Raw genomic sequence first — 22,678 nt, forward strand, 5'->3', positions numbered from 1 at the left:
TCAATTACAGCAGCGCGTCTTGCGGCGCCGCGGCCATCACGGCTGGATCGGCGCGTATTTGCCGTCGTGCCACTGGTTGATGTCGTAGCTGGCGTTTTTGAGGTCGCCCTTCTCGTCGAAGGTGACTGACCCGACAACCGTGCTGATCGGCTGGCCGTTCTTCAACGCTTCGGCGACTTTTGCCGGATCGTCGCTGCCGGCGCGTTTGATGCCTTCGGCGAAGGCCTGGATCACCGCATAGGAAAACAGCGTGAAGCCCTCCGGCACGAAGCCGCCGGCCTTGATCTTGGCGATGGCTTCCTTGGCTTCGGGCTTCGCCTGCGGATCCGACGGGAAGACGAACATGGTGCCTTCGCCGGCCGGACCGGCAACCTGCCAGAATTCCGGCGAAGCGATCGAGTCCGGCATGATCAACTGGAACTTGAGGTTCTGCTCCGCCGACTGGCGCAGGATCAGGCCGGCTTCGGGGTGATAGCCGCCGAAATAGACGACGTCGGCTTTCAGCTCCTTGAGCTTGGTAACAAGAGCGGAATAGTCCTTCTCGCCAGCGTTGATGCCCTCGTAGAGGATTTCATTGAGACCGTTCTGGTTCATCGTTGCCTTCACGGCATCGGCCACGCCCTGCCCATAGGCGCTCTTGTCGTGCAGGATGACGACATTCTTGCCGGCATATTTCTTGGCGATCCAGGGACCGATGAAAGCGCCCTGCGCATCGTCGCGCGTATAGAGGCGCATGATCGTCGGCCAGCCGGCTTTCGCCGCTGCGTCGGTCAACACCGGGTTCGAGGAAGCCGGACTCATCATCAGCGCACCGGCTTCGGCGTAGACAGCGGAGGCCGGGATGCTGGAGCCTGAGCAGGCGTGGCCATCGATGAACTTGACACCGTTGGCGATGATGCGGTTGGCGACCGAAACCGCCTGCTTCGGATCGCACTGGTCATCCTCGATGTCGAGCTTGACCTGGCGGCCGTCGACGCCGCCCGCCGCGTTGATCGCGTCGGCGGCGGCTTGCGCGCCCTGCTTGAACTGATCGCCGATGGTGGCAAGCTGACCGGTCATCGGTCCGACCACCGAAAAGGTGATGTCGTCGGCGAAGGCGACCGGCGCGGTCATCATCAGGCCAAATATGGCGGCGCTCAAAATACTGAATTTCTTCATGGTGACACAACTCCTCCATTCTCGCGCGACCATCCCGGCCGCGCCTCTTCCAGAGTGGCGGGAGAATTTCATCCTTCACCGGGGCTGTCTAGACGCATCGTCGGCACTCGATTGGGCCTGCAACACGCAGTCCCAAAGACAAAGCCGCGCCAGCCTTGTTCCGGCCGGTCGCGGCTTTTGCCATGAGCTTCCCAACGCATCGGCGCCAGGACCCGCTCGCCTTCTCTGTCTATTGCACAGCTTGCCGCCGTGTTCTTGATCTTGTTGGCTCAGCCGTCTTGCGCGGCCTTGATTTTTCGAGCCCGGCCCTCTGCGCGGCCTTGACCCGAAGCGTCCCTGTTGTGAGGTCAGTACCCTTGTGAAGTCGATGCCGGCGAATTCAGTGCATCGTCATCCATTCGCGAGCTTCGCGCAGCGCCTTGGCGATCTCGACCTTCGACATGGCGGCAGACAATTCGGAGCGCAGTTCCGCGGCGCGGGCCGAACCCTTGATCGCGGCGATGTTGAACCATTTGTGGGCGGCGACAACATCGGTCTCGCAATCGCGGCCAGTCGCATACATCATGCCCAACTCGAAAAGAATATCGGCCTGGGCAGTTGCCCCCGTGGCGCCGAAGCCGGCTTCAAGCATTTCAAAACGTGCCATTTCAAATCCCCTGTTCTGGCTCCCGAGAGCTGTCTCCGTCTGTCCCTCGGTGTCCTTGATTACCGTCGGGGGCGGCCGCTCTTTCGATGCTTTCGAGAATGCCCCGGAGGCTTGAATCCGTCGTTAAATGGCGTGCTTAATTTGAGGAAAACAAAGCTAAAACAAGAGGTAAACGCGAAAATTCGTTAAGGATACAAAGCCAGCAATCGCGCCGGTTTGCACAAGATTTGAAGAAAACTTGCGAGGCGCGGATCAAGACTCCGCTAACCACAGAAGACAAAGACGTGTGCGGCCCGTTTCATTTTTCGCCGGCGCGGCCGTTCGGGAGCGGGCAAAAACCCGCAACCCTTCCGTCGCGGCACCGCTTTTGTTTTTCCGGGAGCTGGACTAGCTTACGTTTGCGTAAGGGGCAGACACCCGGGACGGAGCCCGATTGGACTTACCTGAGGGAGGAAAGACATGTTTCGACAAGTGAGCCTGGCGCTCGCGGCCGCAATAATGATGACCGGCGCGGCATGGGCCGATCCGATCGAAGGCAATTGGAAAACGCAAGCCGGATCGACTGCCGCCATTTCGGGTGGCGGCGGGGCATTTTCGATTACGCTCAAATCCGGCAAATTTGCCGGCAAGAACATCGGTTCACTGAAGGTTGCCGGCGACAACAAATATGCCGGCACCATAACCGACCCGGAAACCGACAAGACCTATTCGGGCAAGGCTTCGCTTTCCGGCAGTTCGCTCAAGATGAGCGGCTGCGTGCTCGGCGGGCTGATCTGCAAGAGCCAGACCTGGCACAAGCTCTGATCGTGCCCTTCCTGCCGGGGTGAGCGGGGCCAGTCGGCCCCGTTTTCATGTTATCGGCCTCGCAGCCATGGCGTCGCCATGGGTCGCTGCACTCAAGGCGGACCCTCTCAGAGATCATCAACCATTTTTGAACCCCAGATGAACGCCGGGATCAGAGCCGGTTCACCCTGGGCAAGGCATTGTCATGCGTGTTGAAGGAGACACCGCGCAATGCTTGCCCGCCGCTTCACCATCGTCTGCCTGCTGATGAGCCTGTTCGGCATGTTGTTCGCCGTCCTTGTCGCCGAAGCCGGCCGCCCGGCCCGCGCCTGGGACGTCGCCATTTCCTGCCGGCTCGGTTGCCCGAACCAGCTTCGCCACTGAACCCGACAAAGAGCTGAACCTTTAGAGAAAAGCAAAACGCCAATGAACCGCCTCGCCGCCAACACCCTCAAGACGCTTCGGCTGCTGCCGCGCGCGGCGCTCATCCTGACTGTTCTTTCGGTACCGGTACTGGCAGTGCCGACGATGCGCACCAATGCCGGCTCGACGATCGAGGCGCCTGCGTTGAGGAAGTCAGGCCTCGGCTTTGTGCTGCTGGTTAGCCTGCAGCGCGGTTAGCAGACCGAAAAACGCCGACAGCGCGTATTGAGGCCGCCTTACCCCCTCCCAACCGCGCGTCCAACTCTCTATATTGGGTCATGGAAAAGCGAATCTATCCCCAAGCCATTGAATCGGTGGTCACGCCGGAGCCGTTTGGCCGGCAGAGCTTCAACGACCCCAAGAAGGCCGTCGCGGCCCTACAGGTGCTTTACGACCGCAACACCAAGTTCCTGCGCGATTCATTTGCCGCGCTCGCCGCGGGCGGCGACAACAACAAACGTTACCGGGCTTTCTATCCGGAGATCGGCGTCACCACGAGTTCCTTCACGCAAATCGACTCGCGGCAGGCCTATGGCCACATGCCGACGCCGGGGCATTTCTCAACCACCGTCACCCAGCCTGCTCTTTTCGAAAGCTACCTCACCGAACAGCTTCGGCTGATCATGCGCAACCACGGCGTTCCCGTCACGGTTTCGGAATCGACCACTCCCATCCCGCTGCATTTCGCCTTCCTCGAAGGCACGCATGTCGACGGCACTGCTGCCGAGCGCATCAAACGGCCGATCCGTGACCTGTTCGACGTGCCGGATCTCGACGGCACCGACGACCAGATCGCCAACGGCACGTTCGAAGTGGCATTGGGCGAGGCACGGCCGCTGGCGCCGTTCACCGCGCAACGGATCGACTATTCGCTGCACCGGATGTCGCATTATACGGCGACTAGTCCCCAGCATTTCCAGAACTTCGTGCTGTTCACCAACTACCAGTTCTACATCGACGAATTCGTCGCCCGTGCACGCGAATTGATGGCCAATGGCGGTGACGGATATGTCGAGTTCGTCGAGCCGGGCAACATCGTGACCAAAGCAGGGGACGGCGCGCCCGGTGAGGGTGCTGCGCCGCCTCGCCTGCCGCAGATGCCGGCCTATCATCTGAAGAAGCCGAATCATGGCGGCATCACCATGGTCAATATCGGCGTTGGGCCTTCCAACGCCAAGACGATCACCGACCATATTGCGGTGCTCCGGCCGCATGCCTGGGTGATGCTCGGCCATTGCGCCGGCCTGCGCAACACGCAGGCGCTCGGGGATTATGTGCTGGCCCATGCCTATGTACGAGAAGATCATGTCCTCGACGACGATCTTCCGGTCTGGGTGCCGATCCCGCCGCTAGCCGAAATCCAGGTGGCTCTGCAGGAAGCGGTCGCCGAGGTCACCGGGCTTTCCGGATATGATCTCAAGCGCATCATGCGCACTGGCACCGTCGCCACTATCGACAACCGCAATTGGGAGCTGCGCGACCAGCGCGGGCCGGTCCAGCGGCTGTCGCAGTCACGGGCGATCGCGCTCGACATGGAATCGGCGACGATCGCCGCCAACGGCTTCCGCTTCCGGGTGCCCTATGGCACGCTGCTTTGCGTATCCGACAAGCCGCTGCATGGCGAATTGAAGTTGCCGGGCATGGCGACCGAGTTCTACAAGCGGCAAGTAGCGCAGCACCTGACCATCGGCATCAGGGCGATGGAGAAGCTGGCTGAAATGCCGATGGACCGACTGCATTCGCGCAAACTCAGGAGCTTTTCGGAAACTGCCTTCCAGTAAATGCCGAATCGCATGTGTCTGTCCAGGTCAGGACATTTCGTCATCTTGATTGAGCCGCACTTCTGCCGATAGACAAGGCGATGGCACGTGTTCGGGACATGACGGTTGCGCTGGCATTCGTCGCAATGCTTGCACTCTCGGCCGCGCTGGTGGCCGGGTTCTTCGGATCGCTGCATCCGGCCCTCGATTCCTTTGCTCATTTCCGCGTGCATTTTTCGGTGCTGATGGCGCTTTGCGCGCTGCCGCTGCTCACCACCTCGTTTCGCCTGCAGGCCGCGGCCGCATTGCTGTTTGCGATAGCCTCCTTTGCCACCACGTCGAATGCCTTGCCGCTTTCGCGGCTATGGCAGGTGCAGGCCGCCTACGAAGCCAAACCCGGTGACGAGCCAGTCTACCGCCTGCTGCAGATGAACCTCAGGTTCAACAATCCAACGCCTGAGAAGGTGCTGTCGCTGATCGGCCGGACCCAGCCTGATGTGATCACCCTCGACGAGGTGTCCGAGATATGGAAGGCAAAGCTTGGGCTGCTATCCGGCGCCTATCCCCACCGGATCCTCTGCCCATATCCCAATGGCGTGTTCGGCGTTGCGCTGCTGTCCAGACGACCGTTTGCCATAGGCACGGAGCCGCACTGCGACAGCCGCGGCGCGATGGCGATCGCCACGGTCGATTTCGGCGGAACCGACGTCGATGTCGCCGCCATCCACCTCACCTGGCCATGGCCGCACAACCAATCACGGCAGATTGGAGGGTTGTCTGGCGAAATCGCCTCGCTTGGCGAGACGTCAATCCTGGCAGGCGACTGCAACGCAGCGCCATGGAGCGCCGCCGTCCGGCGCGTCGCATCGCTTGGCAAGCTGACTGTAATGCCGTCGGTCGGGCCGACCTGGCTCTACAGAAGGCTGCCGGATTTCCTGCGCTTCGCCGGACTGCCGATCGACCAGGTTTTCAGCAAGGGCGCCATCGTTATCCGTTCGGCGTCGACCCTTGAGGACACCGGCTCAGACCATCTGCCGGTGCTGGTGGAGTTTTCGCTACGGTCGGATGAACAAAAGCCGCTCGACGAGCACCAGACGGCGACCGCGCTTGCGGCGCTGCCTGGCGGGACGCGAAGCTGAAAATCCGCAGTCCAATCTCGACCTGGCTTATTACTGGCCCACAAAAGCGCGGATGAGGTGCTCGACAGGGCCGCCGTCGCGATGCTCGTGCGCATCGAAGGCGATCTGCTTTGCCTCGTATTCGGCATAGATGGCATTGATCCGGCGCTTTGCCTCGCGACGTGCCTCGAAACAGTGCGGGTCATCACCGACTGTCAGCCCTCGAACCGACTTTTCGGTGGCCCGCATCATCTGTCTGGCGATGCGGCCATGGGTCTCTTCATGGGCGCGGACGCCAGCGAAGAACCGCTTCCAGCGCTTCTGCAGCGCAGGCGACGTGGCTGAGACTAGTTTGGGATAGGTATAGAAGAGATTGAGCGTCCCGTTGGCCTGGCGCAGGCGGCAGACGCCGTTTTCCCGATGGGCGTCGAAGGTCCAATCATCGACGCTGTAGCCGGTCTGCGCGATGGCGTGGGTCATGAAGCCGTGCTTCGGCCCACTGCGATCCATGGCCTCGATCAGGGCCGCGCCGGTGGTTCCGGCAATGCTGTAAGTTCGTGTCTTGACCAGCACCTTAGTGCCGGCCAAGGCTGCAGGGGCGCACAATGCCCCGATCGCCACAACGCTCGTCAGAACTGCCAGGCGCATTTTCCTTCCTCCCTGTCGCCGCAGAAAGGAAACACAGGCAGGCGGTTTATTCAACAATCCTACGGTTGCGCTGCTCCTCATCTTGTTTAGTCCGGAGCAAACCTTGTGACTTACATGTTCTGGTAGACCGGGCCCTCGCCGCCCTGTGGCGGCACCCAATTTATGTTCTGGTTCGGGTCCTTGATGTCGCAAGTCTTGCAGTGCACGCAGTTCTGCGCGTTGATGACGAAGCGCACATCCTTGGCCGCAGGATCGGCGGCGGCATTGCCATCCTTGTCGACCCATTCGTAGACGCTGGCCGGGCAGTAACGCGTCGAGGGCCCCGCATAGACGTCATGCTCGGAGCGCTTCTGCAGGTCCATGTCGGCGACGAGCAGATGCACCGGCTCGTTCTCCTCGTGGTTGGTGTTGGACAGGAACACCGACGACAGCCGGTCGAAGGTCAGCACCCCGTCCGGCTTCGGGTAGGCGATCTTCTGGTGCGCGGCGGCCGGTTCCAGCGTCGCGTAGTCGGCCCTGCCGTGCTTCATCGTGCCGAAGGGCGAGAAGCCGAACAGCGTGTTCAGCCACATGTCGAGGCCGCCAAGGCCGACGCCGACAATGGTGCCGAAGCGCGACCATAGCGGCTTGACGTTGCGCACTTTCTTCAGGTCCTTGCCGATATCGGTGGCGCGCCAGGTGGCCTCGTAGGAGGCCAGCTCGTCATTGGTGCGGCCGGCGGCTATCGCATCACAGACATGCTCGGCCGCCAGCATTCCGGAGAGCACGGCATTGTGCGAGCCCTTGATGCGCGGCACGTTGACGAAGCCGGCCGCGCAGCCGATCAGCGCACCGCCGGGAAAGGACAGTTTCGGCACCGACTGCCAGCCGCCTTCGGTGATGGCGCGGGCACCGTAGCCCAGCCGCTTGGCACCCTCGAAGGTGCCGCGGATCGCCGGATGGGTCTTGAAGCGCTGGAACTCGTCAAAGGGCGACAGATAGGGGTTCTTGTAGTTCAGGTGAACGACGAAGCCGACTGCCACCTGGTTGTCCTCGAGATGGTAGAGGAAGGAGCCGCCGCCGGTCTTCATATCGAGCGGCCAGCCGAAGGAATGCTGGACAAGGCCGGGCCGGTGGTTTTCCGGTTTGATCTGCCAGAGTTCCTTGAGGCCGATGCCGTATTTTCCGGGCTCACGACCGTCGGAAAGGTGGTGTTTGGCGATCAGTTGCTTGGCCAGCGAGCCGCGCGCGCCCTCGCCGATCAAGACATATTTGCCCATCAGCGCCATGCCCGGCGCAAAGCCCGGACCGTGCGTGCCGTCCTTCTCGACGCCCATGTCGCCGGTGACGACGCCGGTGACCGCACCGGCCTCGTTGTAGAGCAGGCCGACCGCGGCAAAGCCCGGATAGATCTCGACGCCCAGCGCCTCGGCCTTGGTCGCCAGCCAGCGGCAGACATTGCCGAGCGAGACGATATAGTTGCCGTGATTGTTCATCAGCGGCGGCATCAGGATATTGGGCAGACGGAACGAACCGGCGGGGCCGAGAACCAGGAAATGGTCGTCGGTGACCGGTGTCCTGAAGGGATGACCCTCCTCTTCGCGCCAGCCGGGCAGCAGCCGGTCGATGCCGATCGGATCGACGACGGCGCCGGACAGGATGTGCGCACCGACTTCGCCGCCCTTTTCCAGCACGACGACGGAAAGCTCGGGATTGACCTGCTTGAGACGGATCGCGGCGGCGAGGCCGGCCGGGCCGGCGCCGACGATGACCACGTCGAATTCCATGCTTTCGCGTTCGATATCGCTCATCGATCCCTCACTGGCTCGCTATTCCCGGCATCTTGCTGGCTCACGCGCTGCATAGCGCATCAAATAGCGACGGGAAACCGGCGCGGACGTGACAATACCGATTTCGTCAAAAAGTCGCGTCCTGCCGCACAGATTCGCGGTGACGAGCATCAATCTTCAATCCTATTCCGTTTGCACAGATATGTCGCACTGATGTTTTTAATTGTTCGACGGCTTGCTTATCGGCCATACTTCCCGCCATGCGCATATTCGGGCCGGCTGGCTTTTCATCGACGCGCTTTTTTTTCACGCCCGGCCGGTTTTGCCGTGCGGCGCTCTTGGCGCTTCTGCCACTGACGGCCCTCGATGCCCGTGCCGAGCAGCAACTGGTCTGGGCGACCGGCGCCTATTCCTTTTCCGACGAGCGCGGCGGTTTCCGCATCACCGGGGCTTCCGGCATCGGCACGAAGGAGGATCCGCTGGTCATCACCGAAGAGCTGAATTCAGCGACGCCGGTAACGCTGGCCATTCGCACGACAAGGCCGATCCAGCCGTTCGGCAAGGCGGGAGACTTCGCCAATGGTCTGATGTATATGCGCATCGACGTGCTCAACAATAGCGGCCAAGCCTGGGTCGAGTTCCAGTTCGAACTCCAGGAGATCCTCGACCAGCCGAGCGTGTTCGGCGACGGCCTGTCGTTCGACCAGCGCAACAAAACGCCCGAAAATATCTGGTCGAGCAGCTACGCCGATTTCGACCGCAATTTCGAACCGTATGACCGCCTGCTGTTCAAGAACGGCAAGATCGACCCGCTGAAGACCGCCAGCTTCTATTTCCTGATCACCGACTACACGCCGCGCTGGACGTTCTATCTGGTGCAGGATCCGCGCATACCGTCGAGCTGAACTTGCAAATTCAAGCTCCGCGGCCGAATGTGAAACCATGACTGCCGCCCCCCACACTAGCCGAGCCGATCTCGCCGAGCTGCTGGCCTTCTACGCCAGCGCCGGCGTCGACGAGGCACTTGAAGAACAGCCGGTAAACAGGTTTGCAGAAGCCAGGCCGCCGGAGCGGGTGCCTGCGGCGGCCGCTCTGCCGGCCGGTGAAAATGCATCGCCTCATCGCTCGACGAGCGTGTCGCGCGCCGAAATGGGCGAGAGACCGAATACGGCACCGGCAGTGCGAACGTCCGCGGCCATGTCAACGGTGCCCGACGAGGCGCAGGCGGCATTGGCGCGGCAACTGGCGAGATCGGCGGCAAGCCTCGACGAGCTTCGCCAGCACATGGCGGCATTCGACGGCTGCAATCTTAAATTCACCGCCAAGAACCTGGTGTTCGCCGACGGCAATCCGACTGCCGCGGTGATGCTGGTCGGCGAAGCACCGGGCCGCGACGAGGACATAGAGGGCTTGCCGTTCGTCGGCCGCTCGGGCCGGCTGCTCGACCGCATGCTGGCCGCGATCGGTCTTGACCGGACATCTGCCTACATCGCCAACGTGATTCCCTGGCGGCCGCCGGGCAACCGCACGCCGACGCCGCACGAGACCGAGATCTGCCGGCCGTTCATCGAGCGGCAGATCGAACTGGTCAATCCGAAGGTGCTGGTCAATCTCGGCGGCCCGTCGGCAAAGACCCTGCTCAACACCTCCGAAGGCATATTGCGGCTGCGCGGCAACTGGCGCGTCCACACGACCCCGTCTGGCGTCGCCATTCCCGCCATGCCGACCCTGCATCCGGCCTATTTGTTGAGAACGCCGGCGCACAAGAAGCTGGCGTGGCGGGATTTCCTCGAAGTGAAGGCGAAGTTGCGGGCACTTGGGTAACGGTGCAGAACGCGTCTTCCGTCCTCCCCTTGCGAGGAAGGAAGGGCGGCATCATGACCTAGCAGGTAATTGAAATGCGCCCACTTCCGGCCTAGTCATCTCGTCATGACAGCAGCCCAGATTTCCGCCGGCAGTCTCATTCGCGAATGGCGTACACGCCGGCGCATGAGCCAGCTCGACCTTGCTATGGAGGCCGAGATCTCGCAGCGGCATCTGAGTTTCGTGGAAAGCGGCCGCGCCGCACCCTCGCGTGATATGGTGTTGCATCTGGCAGAGCAGCTCTCGATCCCGCTCAGGCAGCGCAACCAGCTGCTGCTGGCCGCCGGCTTTGCCCCGAGCTTCAGCGAACGACCACTTGACGATGCCTCGATGGCACCGGCGATGGCGGCGGTCGAGACCGTGCTCAAGGCGCACGAGCCGTTCCCGGCGCTTGCCGTCGACCGGCATTGGAACCTGGTGTCGGCGAACGCCGCCATCGGCCCGTTCCTCGCCAATGTCGCCGACGCCTCCCTGCTGAAGCCGCCGGTCAACGTTTTGCGCCTCAGCCTGCATCCCGGCGGCATCGCGCCGCGCATCGTCAACCCTGCGGAATGGCGGACGCATCTTCTGGAGCGGCTGAAGCGGCAGAACGACGCTGCCGCCGATCCGGTTCTGGTCGAGCTCGAGCGCGAGCTTCGGGCCTATCCGTCCGGCCTTAAAAGCAGCCGGCCGGCGCCGGTCGAACCGAACGCGATTGTCCATCCGCTCAAGCTTGCCCATGGCGACGCGGTGCTGTCGTTCATCAGCACCATCACCGTGTTCGGCACGCCGCTCGACGTGACGCTGTCGGAGCTGGCGATCGAATCTTTTTTCCCAGCCGACGAGCAGACGCGGGCGGTGCTGATGCGGCTGGCGAAAGAGCGGACCGACGCAGCGGGCTGATCACCCTTCCGGCGCGACGGCCTTGCGGGTGCGGGTGCGTTCGAGACCCAGCTGGCGCTCGCGCCAGATGATGAAAATCCCCGCCGCAACCACGATCATGCCGCCGACCAGCATGTTGATCGTGGCGACGTCGCCAAAGACCAGATAGCCGACGACGACGCCGAGGATCATCGAAGTGTATTCGAAAGGTGCCACGACGGAAGCCTCGGCATGGCGATAGGCCGAGGTCATCAGGATCTGGCCAAGCCCGCCGCAAAAACCCGCGGCAATCAGAAGCCCCGCTTGTGCTGGCGTCAGCGCCTGCCAGCCGAATGGCAGCGAAAGCAGCGCCATGACGCTCGCGGTTACCGAAAACCACAATACGATGGTCGCCGTCCGCTCGCTCTGGACGAGGTTGCGAACCAGGAGCATGGCGATGGCCGAGATCGCCGCGGCTATGAGGGCGGCGATGACGCCAAGCACCTCCTGATCGCCAAGGGCAGCGCCCGAACTGAGCAGCGTCAGTTCCGGCCACGAGATGATCAGCACCCCGACCAGGCCGACGGCAACCGCACTCCAGCGATAGATGCGGATGGCTTCGCCGAGGAAGATCGAACTGAACACCACGACCAGCAGCGGCTGCGCGTAGTTCAGTGTGATCGCCTCCGGCAGCGGCAGCCGCGTCAGCGCGAAGAAGCCGAGCCCCATGGCACAGACACCGACGACGCCGCGCACAATGTGGTTGAGCGGGCGCTTTGTCGAAAAGGCGATTCCGAGTTTTCCCTGGAAGGCGAGGAAGGCGATGATCGGAAAAATGGCAAAGAAGGAGCGGAAGAAGACGATCTGGCCGGCCGGGACGGTGCCTGCCGCCTTGATGCAGGACGACATGCCGACGAAGACCGCCACCGATACGATCTTGAGCAAGATCCCGGTCAGCGTGCTGTGCTCGCCGGCAAGGTCGCCAACTGCAAGCACTGGCAAATCCGGTCTGGCTGTCACGCCCCTTTTGCTTCCTCGATCGCCGCCCAGATGCACGCCGGCGTTGCCGGCATGTCGATATGCCTGATGCCGTAGGTGCGGTAGAGCGCGTCGGTCACCGCATTGAGCGCGGCAGGCGTCGACCCGATCGTACCCGCCTCCCGCGCGCTCTTGATGAAGGCGATATCCTCGCGACGCAACACAGAGGCGCTCGTTCCGAATTTCGGCGTGACGACGGTCATGGAAGCCTCGCGATGATGGTTGGGAAATGATCGCCTGAAATAGACGTCGCTGCAGTTTTGTCGAGGGAGCGTTTCGTGTAAAGAGCGCAGACTTCAAATTATTTGGACCAGCAGACCCGCCCGCCGCTCCCGGATCGACAGGAAAAATCAAGGAATGCGCACAGATACCGGCCAGGTCTTCAAGCTCGAAGACTATCGCCCCAGTGATTATCTCATTCCGGAAACCAGCCTGACTTTCCGCCTTTCGCCTGAAGCAACGCATGTGACCGCCGAGCTGACGGTCGAACGCCGCGACGGGATTGCGGCGTCGGTGCCACTGGTGCTGGATGGCGACGGGCTGACGCTCCGCAGCATTGCCATCGACGGCCAGGAGCCGAGCCCTGCGGATTTTCTCGCCACGCCCGATCAACTGACAATCATCAGCCCCCCTGCGACAAGGTGCTTCCAGCTGAGAATTGAAACGGTGCTGGCGCCGGCGCAGAACGAAGCACTAATGGGCCTCTATCGCTCGAGCGACGTCTATTGCACACAATGCGAGGCCGAAGGCTTTCGCCGCATCACTTATTTCCTCGACCGTCCCGACATCCTGTCGGTCTATACGGTCCGCATCGAAGCTCAGCGCCGTGAGGCGCCGCTGCTTTTGTCCAACGGCAACCCGGCCGGCAGCGGCGAGCTTGCCGGCGGCTGGCACTATGCGGTCTGGCACGACCCCTTCCCCAAGCCGTCCTATTTGTTTGCGCTGGTGGCGGGCGACCTCGGCAAGATCTCGGACAGTTTTGTCACCCTGTCTGGCCGCAAGGTCGAGCTCGGAATCTATGTCGAACCGGGCAAGGAGAGGCTCGCCGGCTACGCCATGGACGCTTTGAAACGGTCGATGAAATGGGACGAGGAGGCATTCGGCCGCGAATACGACCTCGATGTCTTCAACATCGTCGCCGTGTCCGACTTCAATATGGGCGCAATGGAGAACAAGGGCCTCAACATCTTCAACGACAAGTACGTTCTTGCCGACCAGGAAACTGCGACCGACGCCGATTTCGCCAATATCGAAGCCATCATCGCGCATGAGTATTTCCACAATTGGACAGGTAACAGAATCACTTGCCGCGACTGGTTCCAGCTTTGCCTGAAGGAAGGGCTGACGGTTTTCCGCGACCACGAATTCTCGGCCGATCAGCGCTCGCGCGCCGTCAAGCGCATCGCCGAGGTGCGTACGCTGCGTGCCCATCAGTTTCCCGAGGACCAAGGGCCGCTGGCGCATCCGGTCCGGCCTCGCCGCTACCGCGAGATCAACAATTTCTACACGGCGACGGTCTACGAAAAAGGCTCGGAAGTCGTGCGCATGATCCATACCATCCTCGGCGCCGAGACGTTCCGCGCCGGCATGGACCTCTACTTCGAACGTCACGACGGCCAGGCGGCGACGATCGAAGACTTCATCAAAGTGTTCGAAGACGTCTCAGGTCGCGACCTGTCGCAGTTTGCGCTGTGGTATCATCAGGCCGGTACGCCGAACCTGACCGTCAGTTCGGCGTATAATCCGGCGGCGCGGGAATTCACGCTCGAAATCGAGCAGTCGGTGCCGCCAACACCGGCGGAAAGCCGCAAGCGGCTGATGCACATTCCGCTTGCCTTCGGCCTGGTTGGCGCCGGTGGCGAGGCGATAGCCCATAGCGGCGCCGAAGGGGCGAATGTCGAGGACGGTGTCATCCATATCCGCAAACGCCGCCACGTCGTCAGGTTTTCCGGGATTGCCGAGCGTCCGGCCATGTCGCTCAACCGCGGCTTTTCGGCGCCGGTGACGCTTTCGGTCGAGCAGCGGCCCGACGACCAGTTTTTTCTGGCTGGCCACGACAGCGACGCCTTCTCGCGCTGGCAGTCGTTCAACACTCTTTTGACCGATGCGCTGATTGCAGCCTTCCGCCAGATCCTGGACCACAGGCAACCCGAGTTCAGCGCCCGGCTGACCGGGCTTGCCGGCAAGACAGCCGGCGACGAAGCGCTCGAACCCGCCTATCGGGCGCTGGCGCTGGCGCTGCCCGGCGAGGCCGATATCGCCCGCGACATCGGCAAGAACATCGACCCCGACGCCATTTTCGCGGCGCGCGAGGCGCTGGCGGTTGCGATCGCCGAGGCCAACCGCGAGATATTCTCCAACCTTTACGATCGGCTCGCCGACAATGGTCCGTTCAGCCCGGACGCGGCCAGTGCCGGGCGGCGTGCACTGCGCAATGTCCTGCTGGACTATCTCTCCTTGCTGCCGGGAGGTGCGGGACTCGCTGCCGGGCACTTCCAATCGGCGACCAACATGACGGATCGTGCCGCGGCGTTGACCGTTCTTGCGCACCGTCACCATGGCTCACCTGAAGCGACCAAGGCACTGGCCGATTTCGAGGCGAAATATGCAACCGATCCGCTGGTCATGGACAAATGGTTCCAGACCCAGGCCAGCGTGCCCGGCCCGCAAACCGTGGACGCGGTGCGCGCCTTGACCAGCCACCCGGCGTTCTCGATCGCCAACCCGAACCGGGTACGGGCACTCATCGGTACGTTTTCCAGCGCCAACCAGACCGGCTTCCATCGCGCCGACGGCCAAGGCTACCGGCTTTTCGTCGAAACGGTGCTGCAGGTCGAAAAACGCAACCCGCAGGTGGCCGCCAGGCTGGCGACGGCGCTCAGGTCGTGGCGCTCGCTCGAACCGGTGCGGCAGGCCAAGGCAAGGGAGGCGTTGCTTTCGATCGCCAATACCGAGAAGCTGTCGGCCGATTTGCGAGACATCGTCGAGCGCACCCTGGCGTAAGCGACCTCCCGTTCTCCCCTTGTGGGAAAAAGGGAAGACCACCCGAAAACCCCATTATTTTAGTCGATTTTTAATCTTTTTTCGCCGCGCCTCTGGACAAGGCGAATCACCTTTGATTCTTTAGTGACGATTCGGAAGTGCGGCGTTGCCGGATCGTCAAGCGGGACAGAAAATCGGGGAGTGCCATTTATGGCGAAGGCGGACGCGTGGGGCGCGCCCGGTGGGACGGCGTTTGAGCGTCGCGAGGCGCGAAGCGACGGTCTCGCGGGCAATACGCGGCTCATCGCCGAACCTGCCTACCGACGGCTGCTGGCAGCCGAGCCGCTGTTGCGGCGATCGATCCCGGCCCTCATCATCATGTTTCTGTTGATCATCGCAGTACTGCGCTTTCTTTCGCTGATGAACGAGCGCGACGAGATCGAGCGCGACGCCAAGGCGATCCTTGCGCTGGCCGCCGGCCAACTGGCCAGTTCGATCGCCGACGCGACCATGGTTTCCGCGCCCGGCGCGATCCAGGACCTGCTGGAGAGCACCGGTCGTCAGGGCGCGATGGGCCGAAGCCACGTACTGGCGATCACCGATAGCGCCTTCAAGATCATTGCCGTATCGCCGCAGTCGATGCACTGGGAGGGGCGATCGCTCGATGGCGTCGTGCAGGGCGGGCAGCCGCTGTTCATGTTCGGTGACCGCGCCGGGGTAATGGAGGTCAACATCGGCGGACAGGACTGGTACGCGGCAGTGAGCCTGGCGAATGGCCGAAGGGGTGCCGCGGCAGCGTTCGTGCCGCAGGAGGCAGTTTTTGACGCCTGGCGCAAGACGGTCTCACTCAACGTCACGCTGTTCGTGCTGACGGCCGGCGTGCTGATCATCATCCTCTACGCCTATTTCGGCCAGGCGGCGCGCGCCCAGGCCGCCGATCGCATCTATCTCGAAGCCCACCAGCGCATCGACATGGCGCTGGTGCGCGGCCGCTGCGGCCTGTGGGATTGGGACATGGTGCGCGGCAAGATGTACTGGTCGCGCTCGATGTACGACATGCTGGGCTACGAGCCTTGTGACACGATGCTGTCGTTCGGCGAAGTCGATGAAATCATTCATCCCGAGGACGGCGATTTGTTCGAACTCGCCAACAGGATCGTCGCACGCGAGATCGACCATATCGACCAGGTGTTCCGGATGCGCCATGCCGACGGGCAATGGGTTTGGATGCGCGCAAGAGCACACGTTATCGACCCGGAAGCGCCGGAGATCCAGCTGATCGGCATCGCCGTCGACGTCACCGAGCAGCGGCATCTGGCGCTGCGCTCCGAAGCGGCGGACCTGCGCCTGAGGACGGCCATCGAAAACATCAACGAATCTTTCGTGCTGTGGGATTCGTCCGAGCGCCTGATCATGTGCAATTCCAAATACCAGCAGGACAACGGCCTGTTGGATCGCGACGTGATGCCGGGCGCTCCGCGCGCCGTTCTGGAGGAACGCATGCTGGCCTTCGCCTCGGAGCGGCGGCTTGCCAACACCAACGGACCGCAGGGAGGCGTGACCTTCGAGCGCCAGCTTGCCGACGGCCGCTGGCTGCAGGTGAACGAGTTGCGGACAAGGGACGGCGGTACCGTCTCTGTCGGCTCCGACATCACCCAGATCAAGCTGCACCAGGAGAAGCTGGTCGACAGCGAGCGCCGGCTGATGGCGACAATCCATGACCTCAGCCTTGCCCGCCGCGCGGAAGAAGAACGGGCTCGTGAGCTCGTCGAACTCAATCGCAAATACATGAAGGAAACCGAGCGCGCCGAAGCGGCGAACCGGGCGAAATCCGAATTCCTGGCCAACATGTCGCACGAGTTGCGCACCCCGCTCAACGCGATCATCGGCTTCTCGGAACTGATGGAACGGCGGCTGTTCGGGCCGCTGGGTTCGCCGCGCTACGAAGAGTATGCCACCGACATCAACGGCAGCGGCAAATATCTTCTCGGCGTGATCAACGACATTCTCGACATGTCGAAGATCGAGGCCGGCCAGTTCGCACTGGATCAGGAAGAAATCGATCTCTGCCCGCTTATCAGGGAGACGGTTCGCGTCGTCTCTCTGCAGGCGGCGGAAAAGTCGATCACCGTCGAAACCCGCATCGCCGATTCGCTGACGCTGTTCGCCGACCGCAGGGCGATCAAGCAGATCCTCATCAACCTTCTGTCCAATGCGGTGAAGTTCACCGGGCAAGGCGGCCACATCTCGGTCAGAGCCCGCAGCATTTCCAGCGCGCTGATCCTGACGATCGAGGACAATGGCTGCGGCATCCCGAAGGCGGCGCTGAGCAAGCTCGGGCGGCCATTCGAACAGGTGCAAAACCAGTTCTCCAAGAGCCATGCCGGCTCCGGCCTCGGCCTCGCCATCTCGCGCTCGCTGGCCGAGCTTCAGGGTGGCGCGTTGAAGATCCGCTCGACCGAAAGCGTCGGAACGATCGTCTCGGTACGCATCCCGATCAAGAAAGCCGCGCAGGCGGTCAGGGCCGCTGCCTGAATGACAAAATAAGTCTCCGGCGGCTCGCGCCGCCGGAGCGGTTGTCAATTCTCACTGCATGCCGTCAGCGCCATCATTGCCCTCGCCGTCCCATTGGCGGTGACGGCCGGGACCCTTCGGCAGTTCGTTCTTCTCGATTTTCCCGTCATTGTCACGGTCGAGCATGGCGAAGACCTTCTTCTGGCGGCTTGTGATGTCGTCGGCGGTCAGCGTGCCGTCGCCCTTGGTGTCGTAACGGGCGATGATGCGCCTGGCCATCTGCTCGAAGCGTGCTTTCTCCAGCGCGTCGGCGAGCTGTGCCACGGTCAGCTTGCCGCCATTGTCGGCGACCATCTTCTTCAGCCGCGCGTTCATGGCGTCGGAGAACTGGTCGAAGGTGATGGTGCCGTCATTGTCCTTCATGACCTTGCCGAGGCGCATCATCATGCCGTCGCGCGGCCCGGCCCCGGAGTGCTCGTCTGCATAGGCAGCGGTGCCGACGGCGCCGGCCAGGGCTGCGAAAACGAGTGCAAGTCTGGTCGTCTTTCTCATGGTCTTCTCCTGTTGCATCGTCACCCCCGATGCTAGAGCGGCGGACCTTCAATCCCCCGCTCTATCTCTTTGATTGAACATCGGAACCTCCCAAAGCAGGTCGCAATTTTGGGCCCGATGCTCTCGCCCGTACGGCTGGTTGCCGTCACGGTTGTTTCGCACGAAGCAGAAGGTCGAAATCCTTTCTGACCTTCTGCGACGTCTCCCCGAGATGCGCTTCAAGCACCCCGAAATCCGGCAGGTCGGTGACGGCCAGAAGCAGATCCGAAAGCCCTGGCGGAACGTCGTCTCGTTCGAACGCGCCGGTGAGGCAAAGCCGTATCATCTGGGTCAGCGCCAGATAGAGCGAATAGGCATCCACCAGTTCCTGCCTGACCTGGGCGCTGGCGAAATCCGGCGCCAGGCGCGACAGGACCTCAGCCGTGCCGGTGGCCCTGCGGCCTGCCTCGATCTTTCCGGTGATCAGCGCAATCTGGGCAATGAATTCGAGATCGATGAGGCCGCCCGGGATCAGCTTGATGTCCCAGGGATCGCGCGGCGGCTTCTCCTTGTCGACCATGGCGCGCATCTCGGATGCCTCGGCCATCACCTTGGCTGGATCGCGCGGCAGAGCGAGCACTGCGGCAACTTCTCCCTCGACCTCGCGGCAGAGCTCGGCATCGCCGCCGATCGTGCGGGCGCGCGCCAGCGCCATGTGCTCCCATGTCCAGGCTTCCTGGCGCTGATACTTCTTGAAGGCGTCGACATGGGTGGCCACCGGCCCCTTGTTGCCGGACGGCCGCAGGCGAAGGTCGAGCTCGTAGAGCACGCCCTCGGCGGTCGGCGCCGAAACGGCGGCGATCAGCCGCTGTGTCAGCCGGCTGTAGTAATGCGACGGGGCAAGCGGCTTGTCGCCGTCGGACTCCTCCGCATCGGCGTCGTGATCGTAGAGCAGGATGAGGTCGACGTCGGAGCCCGCCGTCAGTTCGCGGCTGCCGAGCTTGCCCATGCCGAGCAGCGCGACCCGGCCGCCGGCAATATAGCCATGACGCAAAGCGAATTCCGCCATCACCGCCTGCAATGCCGCCTCGATGGTCAGGTCGGCGAGATCGGAAAAAGCGCGGCCGGCGCGCGGCGGGTCGATCGACCCGGCAAGCAGCCTGACGCCGATCAGGAATTTTTGCTCCGAAGCAAAGATGCGCAGCCGGTCGAGCACGTCTTCATAGGCTCTGTCGCCTTCGAGGAAGGCGGCAAGGCGCGCCGACAGATAGGCGCGGTTTGGCAGTTCGCTCAGCAGCGCCGGATCGAGCAGCCCATCGAAGACATGCGGCCGGCGCGTGATGATGGCGGCCAGCCGCGGTGCCGCGCCCATGATAGTCGCCATCAGCTTCAGCAAAGCCGGATTCGACTGCAGCAGCGAAAACAGCTGGATGCCGGCAGGCAGGCCGGCAAGGAATTCGTCGAAGCGGATCACTGCGTCGTCCGCCCGCCGCGTCTGGCCGAAGGCTTGCAGCAGCGCCGGCGTCAGTTCGGTCAGCCGCTCGCGCGCTTCCGCCGACCTGGTGACGCGGTAGCGGCCGAAGTGCCAGCCGCGGATAACCCGGCAGATGTCGCTCGGCCGCTGGAAGCCGAGCCGCTGCAAGGTCTGCAAGGTGTCGGGATCGTCGACGTCGCCGGTAAAGACCAGATTGCCGATGCCGGCCGAAAGCTCCGGCGCGGTTTCGAACAGCGCTGCATAGTGGCGCTCGACCTGGTGCAGCGCCGCGCGGAACGTTTCGGCAAAGCCTGCCGCATCGGCAAAGCCCAGCATGCGGGCGACGCGCTCCAGCCCCTCTTCGTCCTCCGGCAGGATATGCGTCTGCTGGTCGGCAACCATCTGGATGGCATGTTCGACGCGGCGCAGGAACCAGTATTGCCTGGTGAGCGCATCGCGCGCGTCGGCGGTGATCCAGCCGCGCGCGGCGAGCTCGCCGAGCATCGGCACGGTCTCGCGGCCGCGCAGTTCGGGAAAGCGGCCGCCGGCGATGAGTTGCTGGGTCTGGACGAAGAACTCGATCTCGCGGATGCCGCCGCGGCCGAGCTTGACGTTGTGGCCTTTGACCGCGACCTCGCCATGGCCCTTGTGGGCGTGGATCTGGCGCTTGATCGAATGGACGTCGGCAATCGCCGCGTAGTCCATGTATTTGCGCCAGATATAGGGCTGCAGTCCCTTCACGAACGCGGCGCCGGCGGCAACATCGCCGGCCACCGGGCGCGCCTTGATCATGGCGGCGCGCTCCCAGTTCTGGCCGCGCGCCTCATAGTAGCGCAGTGCCGCCTCGACCGGGATCGCCAGCGGCGTCGAGCCGGGATCGGGACGAAGCCTGAGATCGGTGCGGAAGACGTAACCGTGCTCGGTGCGGTCCTGGAGGATACGGACAAGCCGGCGGGTCAGGCGCGAAAACAGCTCTGTGGCATCGAGCGGATCGACGACGGCAGGCGCATCGGGGTCGAAGAAGACGACGAGGTCGATGTCGGAGGAGAAGTTCAGCTCATGCGCGCCGAGCTTGCCCATGCCGAGCAGAATCCAGCCCGAGCGTCGCGCCGGATTTTTGGCATCCGGCAATCGGAGCTTGCCTTGCTCATGCGCGTCGCGGAGCAGGAAATCGACAGCCGCACGCGTGCAGGCGTCGGCAAGGTCGCTCAGTCGCCGCACCGTCAGCGAGGTCTCGGCTTCGCCGGCGAGATCGGCCAAGGCGATCAGGAAATGCGCCTCCGCCTTGCATTGGCGCAGCTCCATCATCAGGCTGCTTTCGGAGACGGCCTGTACGCGTGCTGCCTTGTCGACCGCGGCGCCGATCGATGATAGCCGCGCCTCGATGGCCTCGTCGAAAAGCGCATCGAGTATCCGCGGCCGGCGGCGCGCGGTATCGCGCAGGAACGGCGACAGGTCGAACACGGCGGCGAGGAAATCCTGGACGACCCCCTTGCCTGCCAAGAATTTCGCCAGTCGCGGCAGTTCTTTTTGCCGCGCGGCGTCGGCGATCTCCGACAATTCCTGCCTGGCGCGGCTTGCATCCAGCGGAACGAGCTTTATCGTCGGCTTCAACAGCCTGTCCGTTTCGAGGCGTCGCACTGCCATCCTCGCCACCATCAGCGATCCTCCCGCCCGGGAAAACTCATGACGACGGACAATCCGGGATTGCCGGGCAGAAGCTCAAGCCGTCCATTGTGGAACGTCACGATCGCCTTGGCGAGGCTCAAGCCAAGGCCGGAACCCGGCTGCGAGCGGCTCTTTTCCAGCCGCACGAAACGCTCGGTCACCCTGGCGCGGTCGACATCGTCGGGAATGCCCTGGCCGTTGTCGGAGACGGCGAGTCTGATCTCGCTGCCGACACGCTCCAGCGTCACGCGAACCGTAGGCCTGGAGGTCGAGTCGGTCGAATATTTGATCGCGTTGTCGACGATGTTGGACAGCGCCTGGCCAATCAGCTCGCGATTGCCGTTGACGGCGAAGGAACCTTGCACCGAAGTTTCGAGCGTCACGCCCGCCTCCTCCGCTACCGGCTCGTAGAGTTCGACGACGTCGTGCACGGCAGCGGCCAGATCAACCCTGGTGGTGCTTTCCGAGGAATAGCCGGCTTCCAGTCGCGAGATCATCAGGATGGCGTTGAAGGTCTTTATCAGCTGATCGGATTCGGCGATCGTTCCTTCCAGCGCCTGCCGGTAGTCGCTGGTGTTGTGCTTGCCGGAAAGCGTCGCCTCGGCGCGATTGCGCAGCCTGGTCAGCGGCGTTTTCAGGTCGTGGGCGATGTTGTCGGAGACCTGCTTCAGGCCCTCGTTGAGCGTGGCGATCCTGGCCAGCATGGAATTGAGGTTTTCCGACAGCCGGTCGAACTCGTCGCCGGCGCCGGTGACCGGCAGCCGGCCGGAAAGATCGCCGCCCAGGATACGGCGGCTCGCCTCGGACACGCTGTCGATGCGCTTCAGCGCCGCGCGCCCGACAAAAAACCAGATCAGCAGCCCGCCGACGCCCATCATGCCGAGCGCCAGCATCAGAGCGCGGCGAATGACGGCGCGGAAGCGCTCCGGCTCGCCGAGGTCGCGGCCGACCAGCATGATCATCTGGTTGGGCAGGCGCAGCACCAGGGCAATGGCGTTGTGGCCTTTCTCGCCTTCGGCCTGGACTTCGCTCTGGGCGGGCTCGTTCGGGTCGGCGACCGGGTTGCGCTGCCGCTCGAGCTCGCCCTCACCGAAGCGGCGGTAGGAGAACGGTTCGGTGGTCCAGCCCTCGGCCTCGATCACGCCCGGCTCCAGGCTCTGCACGTTGCCGGTCAGGATCTGGCCGTTGGCATCGGCGATCAGATAGAGATTGGCGCCGGGCTGGCGGGAGCGCTGCTCGACGACACGGACCAGCAGCGGCAAGCCGCCGCGCTGATAGGCGCGGGCGAGGCCGAGCACCTCGTCGTTGATCGTGTCCTGGGTCTGGCCGGTCAGCATGCGCGCCGACAGCGAGGTCATGTAAAACACGAGCAGCACCGCGCAGATGGCGAACAGCAGGAGGTAGAGCGCCGAAAGCCGCGCTGCCGTCGTCTTCATGATGGCCGGCACGGAAAGAGTCATGGG

Annotated in this window: 20 protein-coding genes; 10 read left to right on the forward strand and 10 right to left on the reverse strand. The window is 63.0% G+C overall.

The window, feature by feature from the left end:
• Positions 1-36: 36 nt before the first annotated feature.
• Both NKI29_RS07105 and NKI29_RS07110 read right to left on the reverse strand, forming a co-directional pair.
• The gene (locus NKI29_RS07105; protein WP_352569848.1) at positions 37-1,158 is read right to left on the reverse strand and encodes a branched-chain amino acid ABC transporter substrate-binding protein; all 1,122 of its coding nucleotides are present in this window, start codon (positions 1,156-1,158) and stop codon (positions 37-39) included.
• Between the two features lie 379 nt (positions 1,159-1,537).
• Positions 1,538-1,804 carry an SEL1-like repeat protein gene (locus NKI29_RS07110; RefSeq protein WP_352569849.1) on the reverse strand — a complete coding sequence of 89 codons (267 nt, stop codon included), beginning with the start codon at positions 1,802-1,804 and terminating at the stop codon, positions 1,538-1,540.
• 459 nt (positions 1,805-2,263) lie between these two features.
• Here NKI29_RS07110 and NKI29_RS07115 point away from each other — a divergent pair, with 459 nt between their 5' ends.
• The 5 genes from NKI29_RS07115 (at position 2,264) to NKI29_RS07135 (ending at position 5,909) form a co-directional block, all read left to right on the forward strand.
• Positions 2,264-2,608: a DUF2147 domain-containing protein gene (locus NKI29_RS07115; protein ID WP_023677801.1), complete on the forward strand. Its 345-nt coding sequence runs from the start codon at positions 2,264-2,266 to the stop codon at positions 2,606-2,608.
• Between the two features lie 210 nt (positions 2,609-2,818).
• Positions 2,819-2,971: a hypothetical protein gene (locus NKI29_RS07120; RefSeq protein WP_023718367.1), complete on the forward strand. Its 153-nt coding sequence runs from the start codon at positions 2,819-2,821 to the stop codon at positions 2,969-2,971.
• A 42-nt stretch (positions 2,972-3,013) separates the two neighbouring features.
• Entirely contained in the window at positions 3,014-3,208 is a 195-nt protein-coding gene (locus tag NKI29_RS07125) for a hypothetical protein (RefSeq protein ID WP_352454349.1), read from the forward strand.
• Positions 3,209-3,288: 80 nt separating this feature from the next.
• Positions 3,289-4,791 carry an AMP nucleosidase gene (locus tag NKI29_RS07130; RefSeq protein WP_352795754.1) on the forward strand — a complete coding sequence of 501 codons (1,503 nt, stop codon included), beginning with the start codon at positions 3,289-3,291 and terminating at the stop codon, positions 4,789-4,791.
• An 80-nt stretch (positions 4,792-4,871) separates the two neighbouring features.
• A complete protein-coding gene (locus NKI29_RS07135) occupies positions 4,872-5,909 on the forward strand; it encodes an endonuclease/exonuclease/phosphatase family protein (RefSeq protein ID WP_031212023.1) in 1,038 nt (345 codons plus the stop codon).
• A 30-nt stretch (positions 5,910-5,939) separates the two neighbouring features.
• Here the strand turns inward: NKI29_RS07135 and NKI29_RS07140 are convergent, their stop codons facing one another.
• The 3 genes from NKI29_RS07140 to NKI29_RS07150 all read right to left on the reverse strand — a co-directional run bounded on the left by NKI29_RS07140 (position 5,940) and on the right by NKI29_RS07150 (position 8,615).
• Entirely contained in the window at positions 5,940-6,536 is a 597-nt protein-coding gene (locus NKI29_RS07140) for a DUF922 domain-containing protein (protein ID WP_352454346.1), read from the reverse strand.
• Positions 6,537-6,646: 110 nt separating this feature from the next.
• Complete coding sequence (locus NKI29_RS07145) at positions 6,647-8,326, reverse strand: electron transfer flavoprotein-ubiquinone oxidoreductase (protein ID WP_023677807.1); 1,680 nt, start codon at positions 8,324-8,326, stop codon at positions 6,647-6,649.
• A gap of 106 nt (positions 8,327-8,432) precedes the next feature.
• Positions 8,433-8,615, reverse strand: coding sequence for a hypothetical protein (locus NKI29_RS07150; RefSeq protein WP_198023574.1), 183 nt, complete (start codon positions 8,613-8,615; stop codon positions 8,433-8,435).
• Between NKI29_RS07150 and NKI29_RS07155 the strand changes: the two genes are divergently transcribed.
• From NKI29_RS07155 to NKI29_RS07165, 3 genes are all read left to right on the forward strand, one after another.
• Complete coding sequence (locus tag NKI29_RS07155) at positions 8,566-9,210, forward strand: hypothetical protein (RefSeq protein WP_023677808.1); 645 nt, start codon at positions 8,566-8,568, stop codon at positions 9,208-9,210. The two genes, NKI29_RS07150 and NKI29_RS07155, sit on opposite strands and share 50 nt — an antisense overlap.
• A gap of 37 nt (positions 9,211-9,247) precedes the next feature.
• Positions 9,248-10,129, forward strand: a complete 882-nt coding sequence (locus NKI29_RS07160) for a uracil-DNA glycosylase (RefSeq protein WP_352569853.1) — start codon at positions 9,248-9,250, stop codon at positions 10,127-10,129.
• A gap of 105 nt (positions 10,130-10,234) precedes the next feature.
• Complete coding sequence (locus NKI29_RS07165) at positions 10,235-11,050, forward strand: helix-turn-helix domain-containing protein (protein WP_352578433.1); 816 nt, start codon at positions 10,235-10,237, stop codon at positions 11,048-11,050.
• Here NKI29_RS07165 and NKI29_RS07170 read toward each other — a convergent pair whose 3' ends face one another.
• Both NKI29_RS07170 and NKI29_RS07175 read right to left on the reverse strand, forming a co-directional pair.
• The gene (locus NKI29_RS07170) at positions 11,051-12,004 is read right to left on the reverse strand and encodes a DMT family transporter (protein ID WP_352795756.1); all 954 of its coding nucleotides are present in this window, start codon (positions 12,002-12,004) and stop codon (positions 11,051-11,053) included.
• Positions 12,005-12,024: 20 nt separating this feature from the next.
• Positions 12,025-12,249: a hypothetical protein gene (locus tag NKI29_RS07175; RefSeq protein ID WP_352795989.1), complete on the reverse strand. Its 225-nt coding sequence runs from the start codon at positions 12,247-12,249 to the stop codon at positions 12,025-12,027.
• Positions 12,250-12,403: 154 nt separating this feature from the next.
• Between NKI29_RS07175 and pepN the strand changes: the two genes are divergently transcribed.
• Together pepN and NKI29_RS07185 are read left to right on the forward strand one after the other, a co-directional pair.
• Complete coding sequence (gene pepN / locus NKI29_RS07180; protein WP_352795758.1) at positions 12,404-15,049, forward strand: aminopeptidase N; 2,646 nt, start codon at positions 12,404-12,406, stop codon at positions 15,047-15,049.
• Positions 15,050-15,238: 189 nt separating this feature from the next.
• Positions 15,239-17,563 (forward strand): PAS domain-containing sensor histidine kinase, encoded by a 2,325-nt coding sequence (locus NKI29_RS07185; protein ID WP_352622511.1) that lies wholly within the window; start codon positions 15,239-15,241, stop codon positions 17,561-17,563.
• A gap of 51 nt (positions 17,564-17,614) precedes the next feature.
• On the opposite strand, the gene NKI29_RS07190 is transcribed toward NKI29_RS07185, so the two are convergent.
• The 3 genes from NKI29_RS07190 to NKI29_RS07200 all read right to left on the reverse strand — a co-directional run bounded on the left by NKI29_RS07190 (position 17,615) and on the right by NKI29_RS07200 (position 22,675).
• Positions 17,615-18,094 (reverse strand): EF-hand domain-containing protein, encoded by a 480-nt coding sequence (locus NKI29_RS07190; RefSeq protein ID WP_352569858.1) that lies wholly within the window; start codon positions 18,092-18,094, stop codon positions 17,615-17,617.
• A 145-nt stretch (positions 18,095-18,239) separates the two neighbouring features.
• Positions 18,240-21,206, reverse strand: a complete 2,967-nt coding sequence (locus NKI29_RS07195) for a bifunctional [glutamine synthetase] adenylyltransferase/[glutamine synthetase]-adenylyl-L-tyrosine phosphorylase (RefSeq protein ID WP_352636419.1) — start codon at positions 21,204-21,206, stop codon at positions 18,240-18,242.
• Positions 21,206-22,675, reverse strand: coding sequence for a sensor histidine kinase (locus NKI29_RS07200; RefSeq protein ID WP_352569861.1), 1,470 nt, complete (start codon positions 22,673-22,675; stop codon positions 21,206-21,208). The genes NKI29_RS07195 and NKI29_RS07200 overlap by 1 nt, the downstream gene beginning before the upstream one ends.
• Positions 22,676-22,678 lie beyond the last annotated feature (3 nt).

Origin of the sequence: Mesorhizobium sp. M0678, assembly GCF_040320505.1 — a bacterium.
Lineage (GTDB): Bacteria > Pseudomonadota > Alphaproteobacteria > Rhizobiales > Rhizobiaceae > Mesorhizobium.

Excerpts from the sequence above, each read along its gene's own strand:
- NKI29_RS07105 (WP_352569848.1), bottom strand. The coding sequence starts at position 1,158 with ATGAAGAAATTCAGTATTTTGAGCGCCGCCATATTTGGCCTGATGATG.
- NKI29_RS07110 (WP_352569849.1), bottom strand. The coding sequence starts at position 1,804 with ATGGCACGTTTTGAAATGCTTGAAGCCGGCTTCGGCGCCACGGGGGCA.
- NKI29_RS07115 (WP_023677801.1), top strand. The coding sequence starts at position 2,264 with ATGTTTCGACAAGTGAGCCTGGCGCTCGCGGCCGCAATAATGATGACC.
- NKI29_RS07120 (WP_023718367.1), top strand. The coding sequence starts at position 2,819 with ATGCTTGCCCGCCGCTTCACCATCGTCTGCCTGCTGATGAGCCTGTTC.
- NKI29_RS07125 (WP_352454349.1), top strand. The coding sequence starts at position 3,014 with ATGAACCGCCTCGCCGCCAACACCCTCAAGACGCTTCGGCTGCTGCCG.
- NKI29_RS07130 (WP_352795754.1), top strand. The coding sequence starts at position 3,289 with ATGGAAAAGCGAATCTATCCCCAAGCCATTGAATCGGTGGTCACGCCG.
- NKI29_RS07135 (WP_031212023.1), top strand. The coding sequence starts at position 4,872 with ATGGCACGTGTTCGGGACATGACGGTTGCGCTGGCATTCGTCGCAATG.
- NKI29_RS07140 (WP_352454346.1), bottom strand. The coding sequence starts at position 6,536 with ATGCGCCTGGCAGTTCTGACGAGCGTTGTGGCGATCGGGGCATTGTGC.
- NKI29_RS07145 (WP_023677807.1), bottom strand. The coding sequence starts at position 8,326 with ATGAGCGATATCGAACGCGAAAGCATGGAATTCGACGTGGTCATCGTC.
- NKI29_RS07155 (WP_023677808.1), top strand. The coding sequence starts at position 8,566 with ATGCGCATATTCGGGCCGGCTGGCTTTTCATCGACGCGCTTTTTTTTC.
- NKI29_RS07160 (WP_352569853.1), top strand. The coding sequence starts at position 9,248 with ATGACTGCCGCCCCCCACACTAGCCGAGCCGATCTCGCCGAGCTGCTG.
- NKI29_RS07165 (WP_352578433.1), top strand. The coding sequence starts at position 10,235 with ATGACAGCAGCCCAGATTTCCGCCGGCAGTCTCATTCGCGAATGGCGT.
- NKI29_RS07175 (WP_352795989.1), bottom strand. The coding sequence starts at position 12,249 with ATGACCGTCGTCACGCCGAAATTCGGAACGAGCGCCTCTGTGTTGCGT.
- pepN (WP_352795758.1), top strand. The coding sequence starts at position 12,404 with ATGCGCACAGATACCGGCCAGGTCTTCAAGCTCGAAGACTATCGCCCC.
- NKI29_RS07185 (WP_352622511.1), top strand. The coding sequence starts at position 15,239 with ATGGCGAAGGCGGACGCGTGGGGCGCGCCCGGTGGGACGGCGTTTGAG.
- NKI29_RS07190 (WP_352569858.1), bottom strand. The coding sequence starts at position 18,094 with ATGAGAAAGACGACCAGACTTGCACTCGTTTTCGCAGCCCTGGCCGGC.
- NKI29_RS07195 (WP_352636419.1), bottom strand. The coding sequence starts at position 21,206 with ATGGTGGCGAGGATGGCAGTGCGACGCCTCGAAACGGACAGGCTGTTG.
- NKI29_RS07200 (WP_352569861.1), bottom strand. The coding sequence starts at position 22,675 with ATGACTCTTTCCGTGCCGGCCATCATGAAGACGACGGCAGCGCGGCTT.